The organism is Mycolicibacterium gilvum (genome assembly GCF_900454025.1).
GTDB lineage: Bacteria > Actinomycetota > Actinomycetes > Mycobacteriales > Mycobacteriaceae > Mycobacterium > Mycobacterium gilvum.
The window spans coordinates 2,592,519-2,610,493 of sequence record NZ_UGQM01000001.1; the positions used below are offsets into that span (position 1 = coordinate 2,592,519).

Sequence of the window (17,975 nt, forward strand, 5' to 3'; positions counted from 1 at the left end):
GCCTGGTCAGCTCTTGTTGCGCTTGACCTCGTTGAACGGAATGCCCTTGTCGGCGGCCAGCTCTCGGGGGAAGCCGAGGATGCGCTCGCCGATGACATTGCGTGCCATCTCGGAGCTGCCGCCGCCGAGGGACCCGGTCTGGCGCGAGAGGTAGCGCACACCGATCTCGAGCAGCCCGGACAGTTCCGGCGCGTCATCGGAGCCTTCGTCGATGACGCCGGCGGTCCCTGCGATCGCGAGCGCCGTGTCTACCTCGAGCTCGGTGGTCTCGGCGTGGAACAGCCGGATCAGCGTGCCGGCGTTGGGCGGCAGCGAGCCGTCGGTGATGCTTCGGAAGACGTGGTCGATGAGCTGTTCCTTGACGATGCGGCGTACCAGGGCACGTCCGGCGAGGTCCTGCACGAGGGGGTTGTCGCTCTGCCCGGTGGCCTCGGCGAGACCGACGTGGTCGGGCGGCATCTCGCTGGCGTTCTCGGCGGCGGTGCCGCTGGCGAACTCTGATCCGCCGCCGACGGCGCGGCGCTCGTGGTGCAGCTGGCGGGTGGCGACCTCCCAGCCCTTGTTCACCTCGCCCACCACGGCGTCGGCGCCGAGTTCGAGGCCGTCGAAGAACTCCTCGCAGAACTCCTCGTTGCCGTTGACCTCCTTGATGCGGCGCATCGTGATGCCGGGGGAGTCCAGCGGTACCAGGAACATGGTCAGGCCCTCGTGCTTGGGCACGGTCCAGTCGGTGCGGGCCAGCAGGAGCCCGTAGTCGGCGGCGAAGGCGCTGGTGCTCCAGGTCTTGGCGCCGTTGATGATCCACGTGTCGCCCTGCTTGTCCGCGCGGGTGATCACCCCGGCCAGATCCGACCCGCCGCTGGGTTCCGACAGCAGCTGGCAGAGGATCTCGTCGCCACGGACAGCGGCTGAGATGCGGTCGCGCTTCTGGTCTTCGGTGCCCATGTCCAGGATGGTCGCCGCGCAGATCGTGAAGGTCGGGACGTTGAGGATCAGCGGCATCTCGTAGCTGCGGCATTCGGCGTTGAACGCCCGCTGGTAGGCGTAGTCCAGGCCGAGCCCGCCGTACTCGCGGGGGAAGCAGATGCCCGCGAAACCGCCTTCGTACAGCCGCTTCTGGAGTTCCTTGGCGCGGTCCCACGACTCCTGGTCGGCCCGCACCGAGAACGGCGGATTGTCCGGGTCGATGGACGGCATGTTCTCGGCGAGCCACGTCCGGGCGCGGGCGGCGAACTGTTCGAAGGTCTCGACGGTGCCGGTCGATTCGGTCGAGGTCATCGTCTCGGTCATGCCGTCGCCTCCTGCGCGCTGCTGCGCGCGTACACCGCGCGGTGATGGTCCTCCGGCGATCCGAACATGGCCCGGTAGAGGGCGACCCGCCGCAGATAGAGGTGCAGATCGTGTTCCCAGGTGACCCCGATGCCGCCGTGCAATTGCACGCAGTCCTGCAGCATCACCGGCGCGCGTTCGGCCACATAGGCTTTCGCGACACTGACGAGCAGTTCGGCATCCGGGGAGCGGTTACCGACCGCCCGTACCGCGCCCGCGGTGGTGCCACGCGCGGCCTCGAACCACATCTTCATGTCGGCCGCACGGTGCTTGAGCGCCTGATAGGACGCCAGGGGCCTGCCGAAGCTGTGCCGGTCGAAGAGCCACTGGTTGGTCATCGCCAGGACTGCGTCGAGGATGCCGACGATCTCCGCGCACTGCAGCACGAGCACGATCTGGCGCTGACGCTCGATGATCGCCGGCGTCTGGTCCGCTGTACCGACCACGGCCGATTCGTCGACCTCGACGGCGTCGAACTGCACACGCGCATAACGCTTCACCAGGTCGACCGAACTCTGTGGCGTGACGGTGACCCCGTCCGCGTCGGTGGGGACCACGAACTGGCGGACGACGCCGTCGAGTTCGGCCACGACGACCAGAGCCCCGCTCTCGGCGCCGGCCTCGACACGGTCCTTGACGCCGTCGATCCGGTAGCCGCGGTCTGTGCGCGTGGCTGTGGTGGCGGCCTGCGACGGAGCGAACGGACGCCGTGGCTCGTAGACCGCCCACGAAGCGACGAGCTCGCCGGACACCAGCGCCTCGATGGTCTGTTCGTGCCCGTTGGGTGCCTCGACGAGGGCGGCCAGGACGGCGCTGACCGGATGCAGAGGTCCGGGTGCGACGGTGTGCCCGATCTGTTCGGCGACGATCGCGAGGTCGGCGACCCCGTCACCGGACACGCTGCCGCCCCCGAGTTCCTCGGGCACCAGGAGGCTGGCCCACCCGAGTTCGGCGGCGCGTTGCCACCATTCGGGCTGGAACGACACTTCCGACGCATGCAACCCCCGCACGTGGGTCAGGGACGCCTGCTTCTCCAGGAACGTCGTGGTGGTGGAGGCGAACAGCAGTTGTTCCGGATTGGGGGATGTCATGAAATGTGTTCAGCCTCTTCGGTTACAGGAATGTCAGGCGATGACGAGGGCGGGGGCGTCGGGCTTGTGGACCACCTTGTTCGGCACCTTGAACAGGTCGACGAGGTTGCCTCCCATCACCTTCCGGATGCCGTCCTCGTCGAGGCCGTTCTCCTCGAGTTGGTCGACGAGCGTGATCGGGTCGGCGAGGCCTTCCGGATGCGGCCAGTCCGAACCGAAGATGACCCGGTCGATGCCGAGCAGATCGGCCATCTTGCCGAAGTCGTCCTCCCAGAACGGCGCCACGTACACGCCGCGCCGGAACGCGTCGATCGGGTTCTCGGGGAACTCCTGGGGCATCTTCTTGTAGACGTCTTCGAATTGGTAGAAGAGGTAGGGCACCCAGGACGCGCCGTTTTCGATCGACAGGATGCGCAGATCGGGATTGCGGGTGAGGGCGCCGTGGCACACGAGTGCGGCCATCGTGTCCTCGATCGGGCGTTTGCCCATCGCGACCATCCGGAATGCGGTGGGGCGGAACGGCAGGAACTCGTCGGCCGGTTCCCAGTCGTTGAGGTACTGGGCGTAGCCGCTGTCGGAGGCGTGCATGCAGACCGGGATTCCGGCCTGGACGCAGGCATCCCAGAACGGGTCGAACTCGGGCAGACCCAGTGAGCGGCTGCCGCGGTAGCCGGGTACCGGCGCCGGGCGCACCAGCACCGTTCTGGCGCCGCGCTCCAGGCACCACTGCAGTTCCTCGAGGGCGCGGTCGACGACGGACAGGTTGATCACCGGTGTCGACAGGATGCGGCCCTGGTAGTCGAACTGCCAAGTCTCGTACATCCATTGGTTGAGGGCGTGGACGATGTCGAGGATCAGATCCGGATCGTCCTTCATGCGTTCCTCGACGAGACTGGCCAGCGTCGGGAACATGATCGTGTAATCGAGCCCGAGGCCGTCGAGGACCTCCAGCCGTGCTTCGGGATTGCGGAAGGCGGGAATCGCCTTCATCGGCTTGCCCATCACCTCGCGGAAGCTCTTGCCGCCGCTGCCGTGCTTGAAGTATTCCTCCTGCGCACCGGGGCGGGCGACGACCTCGAAGGTCGGGTTGGGGATGTAGTCGCTGATGTGGTTGCGCACGACGATCTTGGTGCGCCCGTGCACATCGATGTAGTCGATGACGCCCTTGCGGTGATCCGGGAGGAACTGCGTCAGCGCTTCTTTGGGCTCGTAGAAGTGATTGTCGGCGTCGAAGACCGGATAGTCGAGGCTGCGTGACGGCATGATGTGGCTCCTCACATGACGTATTTGCACTCAGCGGTAATCACATTACCGATTGGTGGTAACGACATTACCACGCAGAAATGTAACGGCACCAGATCCAACCGGGGTGCTTTCCGCCGCCCAGCTCAGGGCGGTGTGAGGCCACGCAGACAGAACGTGTGCACGTGGCTGCCCTCGATCGGAATTCCGTTCAGGTCTGCGCCCAGCTCGCGCAGTCGCAGCGTCCCGAGCACCGTCTGCATGAGGATCGCCGCATCGGTGTCGACGTCCAGATCGGCGCGGAACGACCCCTCGGCGATACCCCGGCGCAGAATGTCACCCAGTAGCCGGTGCAGTGGCGCCAGCACCGTCGCGAACTCTTTCGGCCTGGTCTCCAGCAGGTGGTCGTTGTAGTAGGTGAGCCCCCGGTTGATGCTGTCCTGCGTGCTCGACTGCGCCGGCGCGCTGATGCGGTCGATCAGCACCCGCAGTGCGTCGGGGCCGGCCAGCTGTTCGGTCTCGGCGCGCCAGCGCTCGGTCGCCTCGGCCATGATCTTCTCGACGAGCGCGAGCAGCAACTCGTCCTTGGTCGAGAAGTGCTGATAAAAGGCGCGCAGTGAGGTCTTGGATCTCTCGACGACTTCGAGCACGGTGAAGTCCGTTCGTCCGGTCTCGCCGAGGATGTCGAGAGCCGAGCGCATGAAGCGACCGGCGCGGGACTGCGCTCGGTCTTGTCGGACAGCCGGGTCCTGTCGGACGGTCGGATCCGGCTGCGCCTTCGCGGACATGGTAATGACGTTACCGCTTTCGGCGAACCTCGGTTACTGTTCCCAGCGACGGTCACCGAGTGGAGGGGTTGCGCAGATGGCAGAGGCACAGTGGACGGTGCAGGGATTGCTCGACCTCTTCGACGCAGAACCCACGGGCGACAACATGTTCACCGTGCAGACCGGACCTGCGGGCGAGGACGAGCGCCAGGTGGTCGAGGGCACCCAGATCCTCGCAGCGTCGATCGTGGCTGCAGCCAAACGGTTTCCGGACAAGTCGATCCGCTCGGTATACACGGTCTTCGCCCGCGCGGTGATGGTCGCCGCCGGTCCGGTGGAGCTGGAGATCGACGTGGTCAGCGAAGGACGTTCCACCGCAACGGCTGTGGTGACCGCCAAGCAGAACGGCAAGCGATGCATCACGACGACGGTGCTGGCCGACGTGCCGACCGGTGACGTGATCCGCCACCATCTGCCCAAGCCGGAGGTGGCGGGACCGGCCGAGGCGCATCTGTCACCGATGCCGATGGCCGGGTGTGAGTTGCGGCTGGTCGACGTCGTCGACGTCAACAGCCCCGACGAGGTCGGTCCCCCGGAGCTGTATGCGTGGCTGCACTACGACCCGATCCCGGACCGCGACGACCTGGCGAAGGCGCTCATCGCGTATTTCACCGGCCACCTTGGCATTTCGACGACCATGCGGGCACACGAGGGGATCGGGACCGCCCAGGCGCACCTGACCGTCTCGACGGCGCCGATGACGGTGTCGGTCAGCTTCCACGAACCGGTCACCTGGGGCGGTTGGCTGCTCTACACCCACGAGAGCACCCAGGTCGGGTCGGGCATGTCCTATGTGCGCGGCGCGGTGCATACCGAAGAGGGCGAGCTGATCGCGTCGTTCACCCAGGACGCGCTGATCCGTCCGCTGCGCACCACCGACACCGCGATCAAAGAGCAGTCGCGGCTCTAACCCGCAGCCAGCGCCGACTGCAGCACTTCGAGCGGCAGACCGCCGAGATCCAGCGCGCGGCTGTGGAAGTCCTTGAGCGACACTCCGCGGGCCAGCGTCTGATCGCGTAGCTGCTGCCAGATCCGCTGCCCGATCGCATAGGACGGCGCCTGACCCGGCCAGCCGAGGTAACGGTCGAGCTCGAACCGCAGGTTCTCCTCGGCCATCGCGCTGTGGGTCTGCAGGAAAGTCCACGCCCGGTCCGCATCCCAGACGCCGCCGTCGGGTGCGGTCAGCCCGCAGTGCACGCCGATGTCGATGACCACGCGCGCGGCCCGGAACCGTTGCGCGTCAAGCATTCCCATCCGGTTGCCGGCGTCTTCGAGCCAACCCAGCTCGGCCATCAGCCGTTCGGCGTACAGGGCCCAGCCCTCGCCGTGGCCGGACACCCAGCAGCCCAGCCGGCGCCAGCGGTTGAGTTGGTCGGCCAGTACCACCGCGCGCCCGATCTGCAGGTGATGCCCGGGCACGCCTTCGTGGAAGACGGTGGTCATCTCCTGCCAGGTGTGGAAGGTGTGGACACCGGGCGGCACGGACCACCACATCCGGCCGGGCCGGGTCAGGTCTTCGGACGGGCCGGTGTAGTAGATGCCGCCGGTCTGGGTCGGCGCGATCCGGCACTCCAGGTTGCGCAGCGCAGGATCGATGTCGAAGTGCTTGTCGGCCAAAGCATCCACCACCCGGTCGGACAGCTGCTGCATCCACTCCTGCAGCGCGTCGGTGCCGTGGACGAGGTAGCGTTCCTCGCCGTCGAGTCGCCGCAGCGCCTCGGCCGCCGACGCTCCCGGGTACAGCTTGTCGGCGATGTCGTCCTGCTCGGCGACGATGCGCGAGAGCAGATCCAGCCCCCACTCGTAGATTTCGTCGAAGTCGACCGCCGCCCCGAGGAACGTGCGGGACAGCAGGGCGTACGCGTCGCGCCCGCATCCATCGGTATCGCGCGCGTGCGGCCCGACCTCGTCGCGCAGCACCGTCGTCAGCGACGCGTAGGCGTTCGCGGCGTCCTGCGCCCGCTGCTGGAGTTCGGCCTGCAGCGTCGAGTTCTCGGCGGGAGCCCCGGCGACCATCTCGACGAACAGCTCGGCGATCTGACCCGCCTGCTGGATCCCGCGGCGGACCTGCCGGGCGGCGGGTGCACGACCCGAGGCCGCGGCCGACCGCAGGGAGTCGGCGTAGCCGGCGACGCGCTGCGGGATCTGCGCCAACCGGGCGCTGTAGACGGTCCAGTCGTCCTCGCTGTCGGTGGCCATCAGGTCGAACACGTCGCGCATCGTCTGCAGCGGCGAGGCGATCACGTTCAATTCGCCGACGTCGAGGCCGGCGTCGTGCAGGTCCACCAGAACACCCAGACGCTCGCGCATCGCGGCGATCGTCACGACGTCGACATCGTCGACCGGGGCGGTGCCGTCGAGTTCACGCAGCGCCGCGCGGGCTGCCTCGGCCCGCTCCCGCACGCCGTCGGGGGAGTAGTCGGTGATCTGGTCGTCGTGGCCGGCGATACCCGATTCGGTTGCCGCACAGGGATCCAGCGCTGCCGAGGTCTCCAGATAGCGTTCGGCGACGGCGTCGACGGCGGTGGCGGCCCTACCCAAGGTTGTTCGTCGCAAAGGTGTCGCATCGGGCGGGGTCCCCGGTCTGGTAGCCGGTGGTGAACCACTTCTGCCGCTGCTCCGACGATCCGTGTGTCCACGACTCGGGGTTGACCCTGCCCGTCGCGGTCTCCTGGATCCTGTCGTCACCGACCGCCGCCGCCGCCGACAGCGCGTCGGCGATCTGCTGGTCGGTCAACGGCTCGAGGAACGGCACGTCGGTGCCCTCCTGCTTCGTGATCGCCGCGTAGTGGGCCCACACCCCGGCGTAGCAGTCGGCCTGCAACTCGGTGCGCACCCCACCGCCCGTCGGGCCGGTCGGGTCCTGCTGGGCCCTGCCCAGCACGCCCTGCAGGTTCTGCACGTGGTGGCCGAACTCGTGGGCGACGACGTACTCCTCGGCGAACGGGCCGCCACTGGAACCGAACTGGGTCTTGAGGACGTCGAAGAAGCCGGTGTCGAAGTACGCGGTCTGGTCGACAGGGCAGTAGAACGGCCCGACCTCGCTGCTCGCGGGGCCACACCCTTCGGTCTGGACGCCGTTGGTGAAGATCTCGACGCGCGGGCGCGTGTAGTCCGGCATCAGCTGCGCCCACACCCCGTCGAGCGAGTTTCCGGTCGCGACCACGCGGCACTGGACGATCTCGTTGGCGTCAGCTCCGGTCCGGCACTGGCTCAGGTCGAAACCCGGCGCCTCGACCCCCTGGGTGTCGGTCTGCTGAGGGACCACGGAGCTGGGGTCGACGCCGAGGAACAGCGCGACCACCACGATGAGCAGGCCGCCGAGACCGCCGCCGACGGCGATGCCGCGGCCCGGGCCTCGTCCGCCACTGCTCGTCGAGGTGGTACTGGTGTCGATCCGCATGCCTTCGTTGAAGGTCATCGCGCCACCTCCGTCCGAGTGTGTCGAGTCGACCCGGCCGACTGACGTCCCGGGGCTGGTCCAGCTTCGCACACTACGATTTCCGGCGTGGCGATCGTCGACGGAGATTCCACCCTCGTCAGCACCCCGTCGGGCGACCTGCGCGGCGACATCGACGGCGGGGTCGGGGTGTGGCGCGGGGTGCCGTACGCCGAGCAGCCCGTCGGCCTCCGCAGATTCCTGGCCCCGGCCGAGCTCGCGCCCTGGATGGGTGTGCGTGACGCCGTCGAGCACGGACCGCTGCCCCCGCAGACCAAATCGTTCGTCGGCGGCGGGCGCGACGACCCGAAGGCCCGTGACGAAGCGTGCCTGACGCTGACCGTGTGGTCCCCGGACACGACCGGGTCGCTGCCGGTGATGGTGTGGATTCCCGGCGGGGCGTTCGTCTACGGCGCGGGACAGTTCCAGCTCTACAACGGTTCTCGCCTGGCCGCCAACGGCGACGTCGTGGTCGTCAACGTCACCTACCGCATCGGGGTCTTCGGCGGATTCGAACTGAGCGACCTCGGTGAGGGTTTCGACGACAACCTGGCTCTGCGCGATCAGATCGCGGCGCTGCGGTGGGTGCGGGACAACATCGCGGCGTTCGGTGGCGACCCCGGCAGGGTCACCGTCTTCGGCGAATCGGCGGGGGCGACGTCGGTTCTGGCCCTGATGGCCGCCCCGTCGGCAACCGGGTTGTTCGGCCGGGCGATCGCACAGAGTCCGGCGCTGCCGCTGATCGCCGACCGGCACCTGCGCGCCGCGAACGCCCAGGAATTCCTGCGCCGACTCGGCGTCGACGCCGCCGAGGTGAAGACGCTGCCGCAGCGGCAGCTGCGTCGCGCGGCCGGACTGGTGCAGCTCACCAGTGCGGCCACCACCCCGACGCTGGCCTACGGGCTGACCACCGGCACCGATCTGCTCCCGCTGCATCCGCTGGACGCGGCGCGGCAGGGACGGATGTCGAGCGTCCCGCTGATCGTCGGCACCAACAGCCATGAGGCGTCGATGTTCGCCTGGACGAAGCCGCCGATGCTCCCGACCACCCGCGAGTCGATCGACGGCTTCTTCGAGAGGACGGCGCCGCACGCCAAAAGGCAGGTGCTGCAGGCCTATCCGGGATATCCCCGGCGCAGCGCGCTGGTCGCGATCGGCGCTGATGCGATGTTCGGCGGACCGACCTGGGCGTTCGCCGACGCCTACAGCGCGCACGCGCCGACCCGGATGTACCGGTTCGACCACTTCGGCATGAGTCTGCGCATGCTCGGCCTCGGCGCCACCCACGGCAGCGAGATCGTCCACATCCACCACAGTTATGCGTCCTTCGTCGGACGCAAGCTGCACCCGCTGGGCCGGCGTATCCAGCCGGGTGTCGGGCGCAGGATGCAGCGGTCATGGCTGGACTTCGCCCGCGACAACGCCGAGGTCGACGAGGGGCATTGGCCGCTCTACGAGATCGGAGCGCGACTGACCCGACTCATCACCTCCACCCGCGACGTGATGGCGTCCGATCCCGACAGGGATCGGCGGGAGGCCTGGGCGCAGGTGTATCAGCCGCCGAAGCGCTCGTCGGTGTAGTCGCGCAGGTTGTGCAGGAACTTCTGGAACATCCGGGCCATCACCGGTCGCCCGAGGAACAGCCCGGCGCGGCCTGCCACACCGTTGGGTTGCAGCGCCATGATCCAGGTCAGGTGGCACCCGTTCTGCGTCGGCACCACGCGGTAGTCCTCCGCGAAAGCCGAGATGCTGCGGGTGGATGCCGCATTGAAGCGGAAGGCCATGCGGCTGAACGGTTCCCACGCAAGGAATACCTCGTCGCCGGTGATCCCGCCGCGCATCTGCACGGTGCGGGTGGTGCCGACGCCCCGCGGCTCGGGTGTCGTCCACGTGACGTCGGTGATGACGGTGGCCCAGTGTGGCCAGGACGTCTCGTCGGCGAGCACCTCGAACAGCTGCTCCGGGGTGATGGCCAGGTCGACGGTGCTGACGAAGCGGTACGGGGCGGAGTCGATGAAGTCCAGGCCGACGCGCTCGCAGGAATGCATGACCATACACCTTAGGGCATGGTGTCGAGCCAGTGCTCCGCGAACAGACGCATAGTCGGGTGTGTCGACGGCGTGGCGTGCGAGTTCACGTCTGCTCGCGGCGGGTTCCGGTGCGGTGGAGTGCCCTCCCACCGGCCCCTTAGACTGATCTGTCGACCCTCGTCGCGACACCTACCCCGAAAGAGGAGTTCTTCGTGCTTCGCACCCGTACCGCCGGTTCATTGCGCCCTGCCGATGCCGGCCAGACGGTGACGTTGGCCGGGTGGGTGGCTCGCCGTCGCGACCACGGCGGCGTGATCTTCATCGACCTGCGCGACGCGTCCGGCGTGTCCCAGGTGGTCTTCCGCGACGGCGCCGTGCTGGAGCAGGCGCACCGCCTGCGTTCGGAGTTCTGCGTCGCCGTCACCGGCGTCGTCGAGATCCGCCCGGAGGGCAACGCCAACGCCGACATCCCGACCGGCGAGGTCGAGGTCAACGCGACATCGCTGACCGTGCTGGGGGAGAGCGCCGCGCTGCCGTTCCAGCTCGACGAGACCGCCGGTGAGGAAGCCCGGTTGAAATACCGCTACCTCGACCTGCGCCGCGAGGTTCCCGGCAACGCCATCCGTCTGCGCTCCAAGGTCAACGCTGCCGCCCGCGGTGTCCTGGCCGGCCACGACTTTGTCGAGATCGAGACCCCGACGCTGACACGTTCGACTCCCGAGGGGGCCCGCGACTTCCTGGTGCCCGCCCGCCTGCAGCCCGGCTCGTTCTATGCGCTGCCGCAGAGCCCGCAGTTGTTCAAGCAGCTGCTCATGGTGGCCGGCATGGAGCGCTACTACCAGATCGCACGCTGCTACCGCGACGAGGACTTCCGCGCCGACCGTCAGCCGGAGTTCACCCAGCTCGACATGGAGATGAGCTTCGTCGACGCCGACGATGTGATGGCGCTGTCCGAGGAGGTGCTGCGGGCGGTGTGGGCGACCATCGGCTACGACCTGCCCCTGCCGCTGCCGCGGATCAGTTACGCCGACGCGATGCGCCGCTTCGGTTCCGACAAGCCGGATCTGCGGTTCGGTCTGGAGCTCGTCGAATGCACGGAGTACTTCGCCGACACACCGTTCCGGGTGTTCCAGGCGCCCTATGTCGGGGCGGTCGTCATGCCGGGCGGGGCATCGCAGCCGCGCCGCACTCTCGACGGCTGGCAGGCATTCGCCAAGCAGCGCGGGCACAAGGGACTGGCCTACGTACTGGTCGGTAAGGACGGTGAACTCACCGGTCCCGTCGCCAAGAACCTCACCGACGCCGAACGGGCGGGCCTCACCGCGCACGTCGGTGCGAACCCGGGCGACTGTGTGTTCTTCGCGGCCGGCACCGCCAAGAGCGCCCGCGCACTGCTGGGGGCCACCCGCATCGAGGTCGCCAAACGCCTCGACCTCATCGACCCCGACGCCTGGGCGTTCACCTGGGTGGTGGACTGGCCGATGTTCGAGTCCGCCGCCGAGGCGACCGCTTCCGGCGACGTCGCCGTCGGGTCCGGGGCGTGGACGGCGATGCACCACGCGTTCACCGCGCCGACCCCCGAGTCGGAGGCGACCTTCGACACCGACCCGGGAAGTGCCCTGTCCAACGCCTACGACATCGTCTGCAACGGCAACGAGATCGGCGGTGGATCCCTCCGTATCCATCGCCGCGACGTCCAGGAGCGGGTGTTCGCGATGATGGGCATCTCCCAGGAGGAAGCCGAGGACAAGTTCGGATTCCTTTTGGAGGCGTTCACTTTCGGGGCTCCTCCGCACGGCGGCATCGCGTTCGGCTGGGATCGCATCGTCGCGCTGCTCGCCGGACTGGACTCGATCCGTGAGGTGATCGCGTTCCCGAAGTCCGGCGGTGGCGTGGACCCGCTGACCGAGGCGCCCGCACCCATCACCGCGCAGCAGCGCAAGGAATCCGGGATCGACGCCAAGCCGGGTAAAGACGGCGCGTAGTCGACCTCCGCGCGGGTTTGCCACGGTACGATCCGCGCGTGCAGCCTGAATCGGCTCCGGCAACGGATGCCACGTCTGAGACTCCCCGGTCATCGCGAGCGTTGAACGCGACCGTGCTGACCACCCTCGCCGTGGTCATCGCGGTCTACGTCGGTGCACTGGTCGGATACCGGCTGTTGGAAACGCCGCCGCAGCCCTTCGAATTCACCGAGTCCTCGGTGATCGGAGAGACGGCGGTCATCCTGCGACTGGGCAAGATGGAGACGGTCGAGAACAAGCTCACCCTCGACGTCCTCGTGCACCCGGACAGGGACCTGCTCGCCAGCGGGCCCGAGGCGGCCGCCAATCCTGTTGTGCGGCTGAGCTCGTGGACGCAGGACGGGGACCTGATCCACATGCACGACGACTTGAAGAGCAACGCCTCGACGGTGGAGCTCACGGCGGTGGGCGACCCCGACCACTGGCCGTTGGACACCTACGTCAGCAACACCATCGGCGTCGAGGTCTTCTACGGCGAGGGACCGAACCGGCGCAGCGTTCCCGCCGTCATCGTCGTCGCCGGCGCGATCAACGGGTGGGACGTCGACAGCGACATGGGTGTCCTGGACGCGCCGTGGGGTCCGGTTCCGAGCGTGTCGTTCCATCTGGAGCGCACCCGCGGGGCGCATGCCGTCGATTTCGGAATTTTGCTCGTGCTGATGGTGCTCCCGGGCACCGCGTTGTTCGTCGCGATCGAGATGCTGCTGAACCGGCGCAAGTTCCTGCCGCCGTTCATCACCTGGTACGCGGCGATGCTGTTCGCGGTCGTGCCGTTGCGCAACATCCTGCCGGGGGCGCCGCCGACAGGTGCGTGGATCGACGTGGCGGTGATCCTGTGGGTGTTGCTCGCGCTGTCCGCCGCGATGGTCGTCTTCCTGGCGGCCTGGTGGCGGCAGACCCGGGCCGAGGAGCATCCTGTCCCCAAGCCTGACCCCGACCCCAGTGCGCCGAAGGCAGGGACGATGAAGCAATGACAGCCGACGACAAGGACAAGCTGATCGCCGACACCGCGGCTCTCGACGAATTCAACCGTGCGATCGTGGAGGAGTTCCGCGCCAACGGCGGCAAGGTCGGCGGCCCGTTCGAGGGTGCGACTCTGCTGCTGCTGCACACGACCGGCGCCAAGTCGGGTAAGACGCGGCTGTCGCCGCTGGCCTACCTGACCATCGACGGCAGGATGATCATCGTCGGCTCGTACGCGGGCGCACCGCGCCATCCGGCCTGGGTGCACAATGTCCGGGCCCACCCGAGGGCGTTCATCGAGATCGGCACGGACGCCTACGATGTCGACGTCCGCGAACTCCCCGACGGGGAACGTGACGCGATGTATCCCAAGCTCGTCGAGTTGGCGCCCGCCTTCGGCGAGTATCAGGCCAAGACGACGCGGGCCATCCCACTGTTCGAGCTGACCCGCGCCGAGTAGCGCGACGTCTCAGAGTCGTTCGATGATGGTCGCGTTGGCCATTCCGCCGCCCTCGCACATCGTCTGCAACCCGTAGCGTCCTGCGCGCTGCTCCAGCGCGTTGACAAGCGTGGTCATGATGCGTGCGCCGCTGGCGCCGAGCGGGTGCCCGATCGCGATCGCACCGCCGTGCACGTTCGTCCTGGACAGCACGTCGGCGCCGTCGCCTCCACCCACGTCCGCCGCCCACGACAGCACGACCGGGGCGAACGCCTCGTTGACCTCGAACAGGTCGATGTCGGACAATGTCAAACCCGAACGGGCCAGCGCCTTTTCGGTTGCGGGGATCACGCCGGTCAGCATGTACAAGGGATCCGAGCCGACCACGACCGTGGTGTGGATGCGGGCGAGGGGCCGCAGTCCCAGCCGCCGCGCCGCGGCTCCGCTCGTGATCATCACCGCGGCGCTGCCGTCGGACAGCGGCGACGAGTTGCCCGGGGTGATCTCCCAGCCGATCTGCGGGAAGCGTGCCCCGATCGCATCGTCGAAGAACGCGGGTCGCAGGCCGGCGAGGGTCTCGACCGTGGTGTCCGGACGGATGATCTCGTCGTACTCCAGCCCGGCGATGGGGGCCAGTTCGTTGTCGAACAGTCCGTCCTTGGTGGCGCGGGCCGCCTTCTGGTGACTCTCGGCGGAGAACTCGTCGAGCCGGGCCCGCGACAGATTCCATTTCGCGGCGATGAGCTCAGCGCTGATGCCTTGCGACACCAGGCCTTCGGGGTAGCGTCCCGCCATGTCCCGGCCGAACGGGTTGCTGCCCGGCAGCACCGAGGAGCCCATCGGGACCCGGCTCATGGACTCGACGCCCGCGGCGATCACGACGTCGTAGGCCCCGGAGAGGACGCCCTGGGCGGCGAAGCTGATCGCCTGCTGGCTGCTGCCGCACTGACGGTCGACGGTGGTGCCCGGCACGGACTCCGGGAATCCGGCGCCGAGCAGCGCGTTGCGCGCGATGTTGACCGCCTGGTCGCCGACCTGGGTCACCGCGCCGGCGATGACGTCGTCGACCTCGGCGGGGTCGACGCCCGTGCGCCCGACCAGTTCCCGGAGGCTGTGGGCCAGCAGGTCGGCGGGCAGCACGCCGTGCAGCGCGCCGCCGGCCTTCCCCTTTCCGACCGGGGTGCGCACCGCACCCACGATGACGGCGTCGCGGTCTGAATGAGCGGCCATGGATTCCTCCGAACTCGTCGCTGAGTATGATTTTGTGTACTCAGGTGTAACACCTGGGTATAGTCAATACAACCCAGCTGCGGAGTGATGTCCATGACAGTGCTGCAAGGTCCGCTCGCCGACCGCTCCGCGTGGTCTGCCGTCGGCCGCTGCCCGATCGAGAAGACGATGGCGCTCGTCGGGACCAGGTCGGCGATGCTGCTGATGCGCGAGGCGTACTACGGCACGACCCGTTTCGACGACTTCTCCCGCAGGGTCGGGATCACCAAGGCCGCGACGTCGGCGCGGCTGGCCGAACTCACCGAGGCCGGGCTGTTGACCAAGCGTCCCTACCGGGAACCCGGTCAGCGCGTCCGCGACGAATACGTGCTCACCGAGGCCGGCACGGAGTTCATGCCCGTGGTGTGGGCGATGTTCGAGTGGGGGCGCAAGCATCTTGATGACACGTCACTGCGGCTGACCCATCTGGGGTGCGGCGCCGACGCGAGCGTCGACATCGTCTGCGACAAAGGGCATTCCGTTCCGCCGGACGAGCTCGGGATGCGGCTCGTCCGGCGGAACCGGAGCGCAGATGGCGGTTAGCCCAGGGTGGCGCGGAAGTCGCGGGCGGCTCCCATGAGCTCCTCGACCCGGGACTTCTCGGCGGCGTTGGCGAACAGGCCGTCCTTCTTGAAATACGTTCCGACGACGGCGCCGTCGGCCACGCTGAGCTGATCGGCGACGTTCTCGGCCCGCACCCCGGTGTTGACGAACACCGGCACGTCGCCGGCGGCGGACTTCACGACCCGCAGGGCGTCGGTGTCGGTCGGGGAGCCGGCAGTCGCGCCCGACACGCAGATCCCGTCGGGGGCGGTGGCGAACACCGTGGTGCGGGTGATGGATGCCAGGTCGCGATCGGCGAGGTACGTCGCGGATTCGGGGACGATGTTGTACAGCAGCTTCACCCCGGCGCCGCCGACGCGGGCCCGGTGGCGGGCGACCTCGCCGACGTTGGTGTCCCACAGGCCGAAGTCACTGGCGTAGACACCGGTGAAGATCTCGCGCACGAACTTCGCGCCGGTCGCCACCGCGAGGTCGATCGACGCCCGCGCGTCCCACAGCACGTTGACGCCGTAGGGCACCGAGATGTCGGGCAGCAGTTCGCCGATGATGCGCGCCATCGTGATCGCGGTGATCGGCTCGGTCTTGGTGAGATACGGCAGGCTGAACTCGTTGCTGATCATCACGGCGTCGACGCCGCCGCTCTGCAGCGCTTCCAGTTCGGTGCGGGCCCGGTTCACGACGGCCGCGATCCCGCCGGCGGAGTCGTAGCCGGGATCGCCGGGCAGCGCGGACAGATGCAGCATCGCGATGACGGGCTTGGTGACGTTGAAGACCTCGTCCAGCCAGGTGGTGGTCACTGTATTACCTCTTTCTCAACATGGGGTTCGGGGGAGACGGCCGGCGCTCAGTCCATGTAGGCGCCGCCGTTGACGGCCAGCGCCTCTCCGGTGATGAAGCGGGCGTCATCGGACAGCAGGAAGGCGACCGCGCGGGCCACGTCGTCGGCCTGCTCGAGGCGACCCAGTGGGGTGTCGGCGATCATCATCGCCCGCACCCCGTCGGGGGTGGTGCCGCGCAGTTCGGCCTCCCACTCCAATTCCCGTGACTGCATGGGTGTTTCGACAAAGCCGGGACACACGCAGTTGACGGTGATGCCGTGCTCGCCGAGCTCGTAGGCCATCGCCTGGGTCAGTCCGACGACCCCGAACTTCGAGGCCACGTAATCGGCCAGGAACGGCACGCGGCCCTGCTTTCCGGCCATCGACGCGGTGTTGACGATCACCCCGGGCACCCCGGACCGGACCATCTCGCGGGCCGCGGCCTGGCCGCACACGAAGACGCCCTTGAGGTTGACGTCCATCGTCTGGTCGAAGCGCTCGATCGGGGCGTCGAGAAAGCGGTGCATGAACGAGATCCCCGCGTTGCTCACCCACGCGTCCAGGCCGAACCGTTCGGCGATGTCGGAGGCCACCGCCGCGGCCGCGTCCGGTGACGTCACGTCCAGGGGGGCCGACTCGTGCCCGGCCGACGGGTTGGGCAGTTCTGCGGCGACCGAGCGTGCGGCCTCACCGTTGACGTCGGTGACGACGACCCGCCAATCCCGTTGTGCCAGTGTGCTCGCGATCGCTCGGCCGATACCCGATCCGGCACCGGTCACCACGACGGTTCTGGTCATGTGCAGCTCTTTTCCTATCTGGTTTCGCCGGCGATACGCCGGCCGGTGGTGGTGTCGAACAGGTGGGTGGCGCCCTGTCGCACGGCGAGCTCCACCCCGGTGCCCTCGGTGATCCCCGACAGCCGGGCGGTGTCCACCACACTGGTGAGCTCCGTGCCCCGGGCGTCGACGGTCACGATGGCGCGGGGGCCGAGGTGCTCGATCAGGGCGACCCGGGCCGGCGCATCGACGGCTCCGACGGTGGGCAGCAGGTCGTCGGGGCGCACGCCGAGCGTCAGCGGACCATCGGTGGCACCCTCGTCGATCGGCAACGCGAATCCGTTTGCCAGCGTGAAGGTTCCGCCGGTGAGGGTGCCTTCGAGCAGGTTCATCTTCGGGCTGCCGACGAAGGCCGCTACGAAGGTGTCGGCCGGGCGGGCGTACACGTCCTGCGGTGCGCCCTGCTGGGCGATCTTGCCGTCGCGCATGACGATCATGCGGTCCGACAGCGTCATCGCCTCTTCCTGGTCATGGGTGACGTACACCGAGGTGATACCGAGACGCCTTTGGATCTGCGCCAGTTCGGTCCTGGTCTCCACGCGCAGTTTGGCGTCGAGGTTGCTCAGCGGTTCGTCGAACAGGAACACCGACGGCTCGCGGATGATGGCCCGCCCGATGGCGACCCGCTGCTGCTGGCCTCCGCTGAGGTCCTTCGGTTTGCGGCCCAGCAGTGCCGACAGGCCCAGTGACTCCGCGACCGTCGCCGCCCGCGCCAAGGCCTCGCGGCGCGGTGTCTTGTTCGCGCGCAACGGGAACGCGATGTTCTCGGCGACGGTCAGGTGCGGGTAGAGAGCGTAGTTCTGGAAGACCATCGCGATGTCGCGGTCGCGCGGTTGCAGGTGCGTCACGTCGCGGTCACCGATGGTGATGGTCCCGGAGGTGACCGTCTCCAGGCCTGCCAGCATCCGCAGCGTCGTCGACTTGCCGCATCCGGAGGGGCCGACCAGCACGCTCAACGATCCGTCAGGCAGCTCGAGGTCGAGATCGCTGACGACGGAGGTGGATCCGTACGCCTTGGTGACGCCGGAGAAGCGGACGGTTGCCATGGAGTCCAAAAACCTATCTGTGTCTAGCCCGGATTTTGCGTGGTAATTGGTGTGGGTT

The 17,975-nt window shown here is 68.1% G+C and carries 17 protein-coding genes; 6 read left to right on the forward strand and 11 right to left on the reverse strand.

Annotated features, from left to right (window positions below):
- Positions 1-6: 6 nt before the first annotated feature.
- The 4 genes from DYE23_RS12390 to DYE23_RS12405 form a co-directional block, all read right to left on the reverse strand.
- Positions 7-1,290, reverse strand: a complete 1,284-nt coding sequence (locus tag DYE23_RS12390) for an acyl-CoA dehydrogenase family protein (protein WP_115327314.1) — start codon at positions 1,288-1,290, stop codon at positions 7-9.
- Positions 1,287-2,420 (reverse strand): acyl-CoA dehydrogenase family protein, encoded by a 1,134-nt coding sequence (locus DYE23_RS12395; RefSeq protein ID WP_011894645.1) that lies wholly within the window; start codon positions 2,418-2,420, stop codon positions 1,287-1,289. Before DYE23_RS12395 ends, DYE23_RS12390 begins: the two co-directional genes overlap by 4 nt.
- Positions 2,421-2,453: 33 nt before the next feature.
- Positions 2,454-3,683 carry an amidohydrolase family protein gene (locus tag DYE23_RS12400; RefSeq protein ID WP_011894644.1) on the reverse strand — a complete coding sequence of 410 codons (1,230 nt, stop codon included), beginning with the start codon at positions 3,681-3,683 and terminating at the stop codon, positions 2,454-2,456.
- Positions 3,684-3,808: 125 nt separating this feature from the next.
- Positions 3,809-4,450, reverse strand: coding sequence for a TetR/AcrR family transcriptional regulator (locus DYE23_RS12405; protein ID WP_011894643.1), 642 nt, complete (start codon positions 4,448-4,450; stop codon positions 3,809-3,811).
- A 76-nt stretch (positions 4,451-4,526) separates the two neighbouring features.
- Here DYE23_RS12405 and DYE23_RS12410 point away from each other — a divergent pair, with 76 nt between their 5' ends.
- Positions 4,527-5,399, forward strand: coding sequence for an acyl-CoA thioesterase (locus DYE23_RS12410; RefSeq protein ID WP_115327315.1), 873 nt, complete (start codon positions 4,527-4,529; stop codon positions 5,397-5,399).
- Here DYE23_RS12410 and DYE23_RS12415 read toward each other — a convergent pair.
- Positions 5,396-7,030, reverse strand: coding sequence for a DUF885 domain-containing protein (locus DYE23_RS12415; RefSeq protein ID WP_099961390.1), 1,635 nt, complete (start codon positions 7,028-7,030; stop codon positions 5,396-5,398). The genes DYE23_RS12410 and DYE23_RS12415 overlap by 4 nt on opposite strands.
- Complete coding sequence (gene ypfJ, locus DYE23_RS12420; protein ID WP_013471890.1) at positions 7,023-7,910, reverse strand: KPN_02809 family neutral zinc metallopeptidase; 888 nt, start codon at positions 7,908-7,910, stop codon at positions 7,023-7,025. The genes DYE23_RS12415 and ypfJ overlap by 8 nt, the downstream gene beginning before the upstream one ends.
- Positions 7,911-7,997: 87 nt before the next feature.
- On the opposite strand from ypfJ, the gene DYE23_RS12425 reads away from it, so the two are divergent.
- Positions 7,998-9,509 (forward strand): carboxylesterase/lipase family protein, encoded by a 1,512-nt coding sequence (locus DYE23_RS12425; protein WP_011894639.1) that lies wholly within the window; start codon positions 7,998-8,000, stop codon positions 9,507-9,509.
- Here DYE23_RS12425 and DYE23_RS12430 read toward each other — a convergent pair.
- Entirely contained in the window at positions 9,482-9,982 is a 501-nt protein-coding gene (locus DYE23_RS12430; protein WP_172527763.1) for an SRPBCC family protein, read from the reverse strand. The genes DYE23_RS12425 and DYE23_RS12430 overlap by 28 nt on opposite strands.
- A gap of 188 nt (positions 9,983-10,170) precedes the next feature.
- Between DYE23_RS12430 and aspS the strand changes: the two genes are divergently transcribed.
- Genes aspS through DYE23_RS12445 form a run of 3 tightly spaced genes read left to right on the forward strand, consistent with a single transcriptional unit; the run spans position 10,171 to position 13,405 of the window.
- On the forward strand, positions 10,171-11,943 hold the full coding sequence (gene aspS / locus DYE23_RS12435; protein WP_115327316.1) for an aspartate--tRNA ligase: 1,773 nt from the start codon (positions 10,171-10,173) through the stop codon (positions 11,941-11,943).
- 38 nt (positions 11,944-11,981) lie between these two features.
- The gene (locus DYE23_RS12440) at positions 11,982-12,956 is read left to right on the forward strand and encodes a DUF8686 domain-containing protein (RefSeq protein ID WP_011894636.1); all 975 of its coding nucleotides are present in this window, start codon (positions 11,982-11,984) and stop codon (positions 12,954-12,956) included.
- Positions 12,953-13,405, forward strand: a complete 453-nt coding sequence (locus DYE23_RS12445) for a nitroreductase family deazaflavin-dependent oxidoreductase (RefSeq protein WP_115327317.1) — start codon at positions 12,953-12,955, stop codon at positions 13,403-13,405. Before DYE23_RS12440 ends, DYE23_RS12445 begins: the two co-directional genes overlap by 4 nt.
- A 9-nt stretch (positions 13,406-13,414) precedes the next feature.
- On the opposite strand, the gene DYE23_RS12450 is transcribed toward DYE23_RS12445, so the two are convergent.
- A complete protein-coding gene (locus DYE23_RS12450) occupies positions 13,415-14,614 on the reverse strand; it encodes a thiolase family protein (protein WP_011894634.1) in 1,200 nt (399 codons plus the stop codon).
- A gap of 93 nt (positions 14,615-14,707) precedes the next feature.
- Between DYE23_RS12450 and DYE23_RS12455 the strand changes: the two genes are divergently transcribed.
- Positions 14,708-15,196, forward strand: coding sequence for a winged helix-turn-helix transcriptional regulator (locus tag DYE23_RS12455; RefSeq protein ID WP_011894633.1), 489 nt, complete (start codon positions 14,708-14,710; stop codon positions 15,194-15,196).
- Here the strand turns inward: DYE23_RS12455 and DYE23_RS12460 are convergent.
- The 3 genes from DYE23_RS12460 to DYE23_RS12470 are packed head-to-tail and all read right to left on the reverse strand — an operon-like array spanning position 15,193 to position 17,917.
- Positions 15,193-16,014 (reverse strand): BtpA/SgcQ family protein, encoded by an 822-nt coding sequence (locus tag DYE23_RS12460; RefSeq protein WP_011894632.1) that lies wholly within the window; start codon positions 16,012-16,014, stop codon positions 15,193-15,195. The genes DYE23_RS12455 and DYE23_RS12460 overlap by 4 nt on opposite strands.
- A gap of 47 nt (positions 16,015-16,061) precedes the next feature.
- Positions 16,062-16,832, reverse strand: coding sequence for an SDR family NAD(P)-dependent oxidoreductase (locus tag DYE23_RS12465; RefSeq protein WP_011894631.1), 771 nt, complete (start codon positions 16,830-16,832; stop codon positions 16,062-16,064).
- A gap of 14 nt (positions 16,833-16,846) precedes the next feature.
- The gene (locus DYE23_RS12470; protein WP_115327318.1) at positions 16,847-17,917 is read right to left on the reverse strand and encodes an ABC transporter ATP-binding protein; all 1,071 of its coding nucleotides are present in this window, start codon (positions 17,915-17,917) and stop codon (positions 16,847-16,849) included.
- Positions 17,918-17,975 lie beyond the last annotated feature (58 nt).

Bases quoted from the DNA above. Each gene is read 5' to 3' on its own strand.
- DYE23_RS12390 (WP_115327314.1), bottom strand. From the start codon at position 1,290: ATGACCGAGACGATGACCTCGACCGAATCGACCGGCACCGTCGAGACC.
- DYE23_RS12395 (WP_011894645.1), bottom strand. From the start codon at position 2,420: ATGACATCCCCCAATCCGGAACAACTGCTGTTCGCCTCCACCACCACG.
- DYE23_RS12400 (WP_011894644.1), bottom strand. From the start codon at position 3,683: ATGCCGTCACGCAGCCTCGACTATCCGGTCTTCGACGCCGACAATCAC.
- DYE23_RS12405 (WP_011894643.1), bottom strand. From the start codon at position 4,450: ATGTCCGCGAAGGCGCAGCCGGATCCGACCGTCCGACAGGACCCGGCT.
- DYE23_RS12410 (WP_115327315.1), top strand. From the start codon at position 4,527: ATGGCAGAGGCACAGTGGACGGTGCAGGGATTGCTCGACCTCTTCGAC.
- ypfJ (WP_013471890.1), bottom strand. From the start codon at position 7,910: ATGACCTTCAACGAAGGCATGCGGATCGACACCAGTACCACCTCGACG.
- DYE23_RS12430 (WP_172527763.1), bottom strand. From the start codon at position 9,982: ATGGTCATGCATTCCTGCGAGCGCGTCGGCCTGGACTTCATCGACTCC.
- DYE23_RS12445 (WP_115327317.1), top strand. From the start codon at position 12,953: ATGACAGCCGACGACAAGGACAAGCTGATCGCCGACACCGCGGCTCTC.
- DYE23_RS12450 (WP_011894634.1), bottom strand. From the start codon at position 14,614: ATGGCCGCTCATTCAGACCGCGACGCCGTCATCGTGGGTGCGGTGCGC.
- DYE23_RS12455 (WP_011894633.1), top strand. From the start codon at position 14,708: ATGACAGTGCTGCAAGGTCCGCTCGCCGACCGCTCCGCGTGGTCTGCC.
- DYE23_RS12465 (WP_011894631.1), bottom strand. From the start codon at position 16,832: ATGACCAGAACCGTCGTGGTGACCGGTGCCGGATCGGGTATCGGCCGA.
- DYE23_RS12470 (WP_115327318.1), bottom strand. From the start codon at position 17,917: ATGGCAACCGTCCGCTTCTCCGGCGTCACCAAGGCGTACGGATCCACC.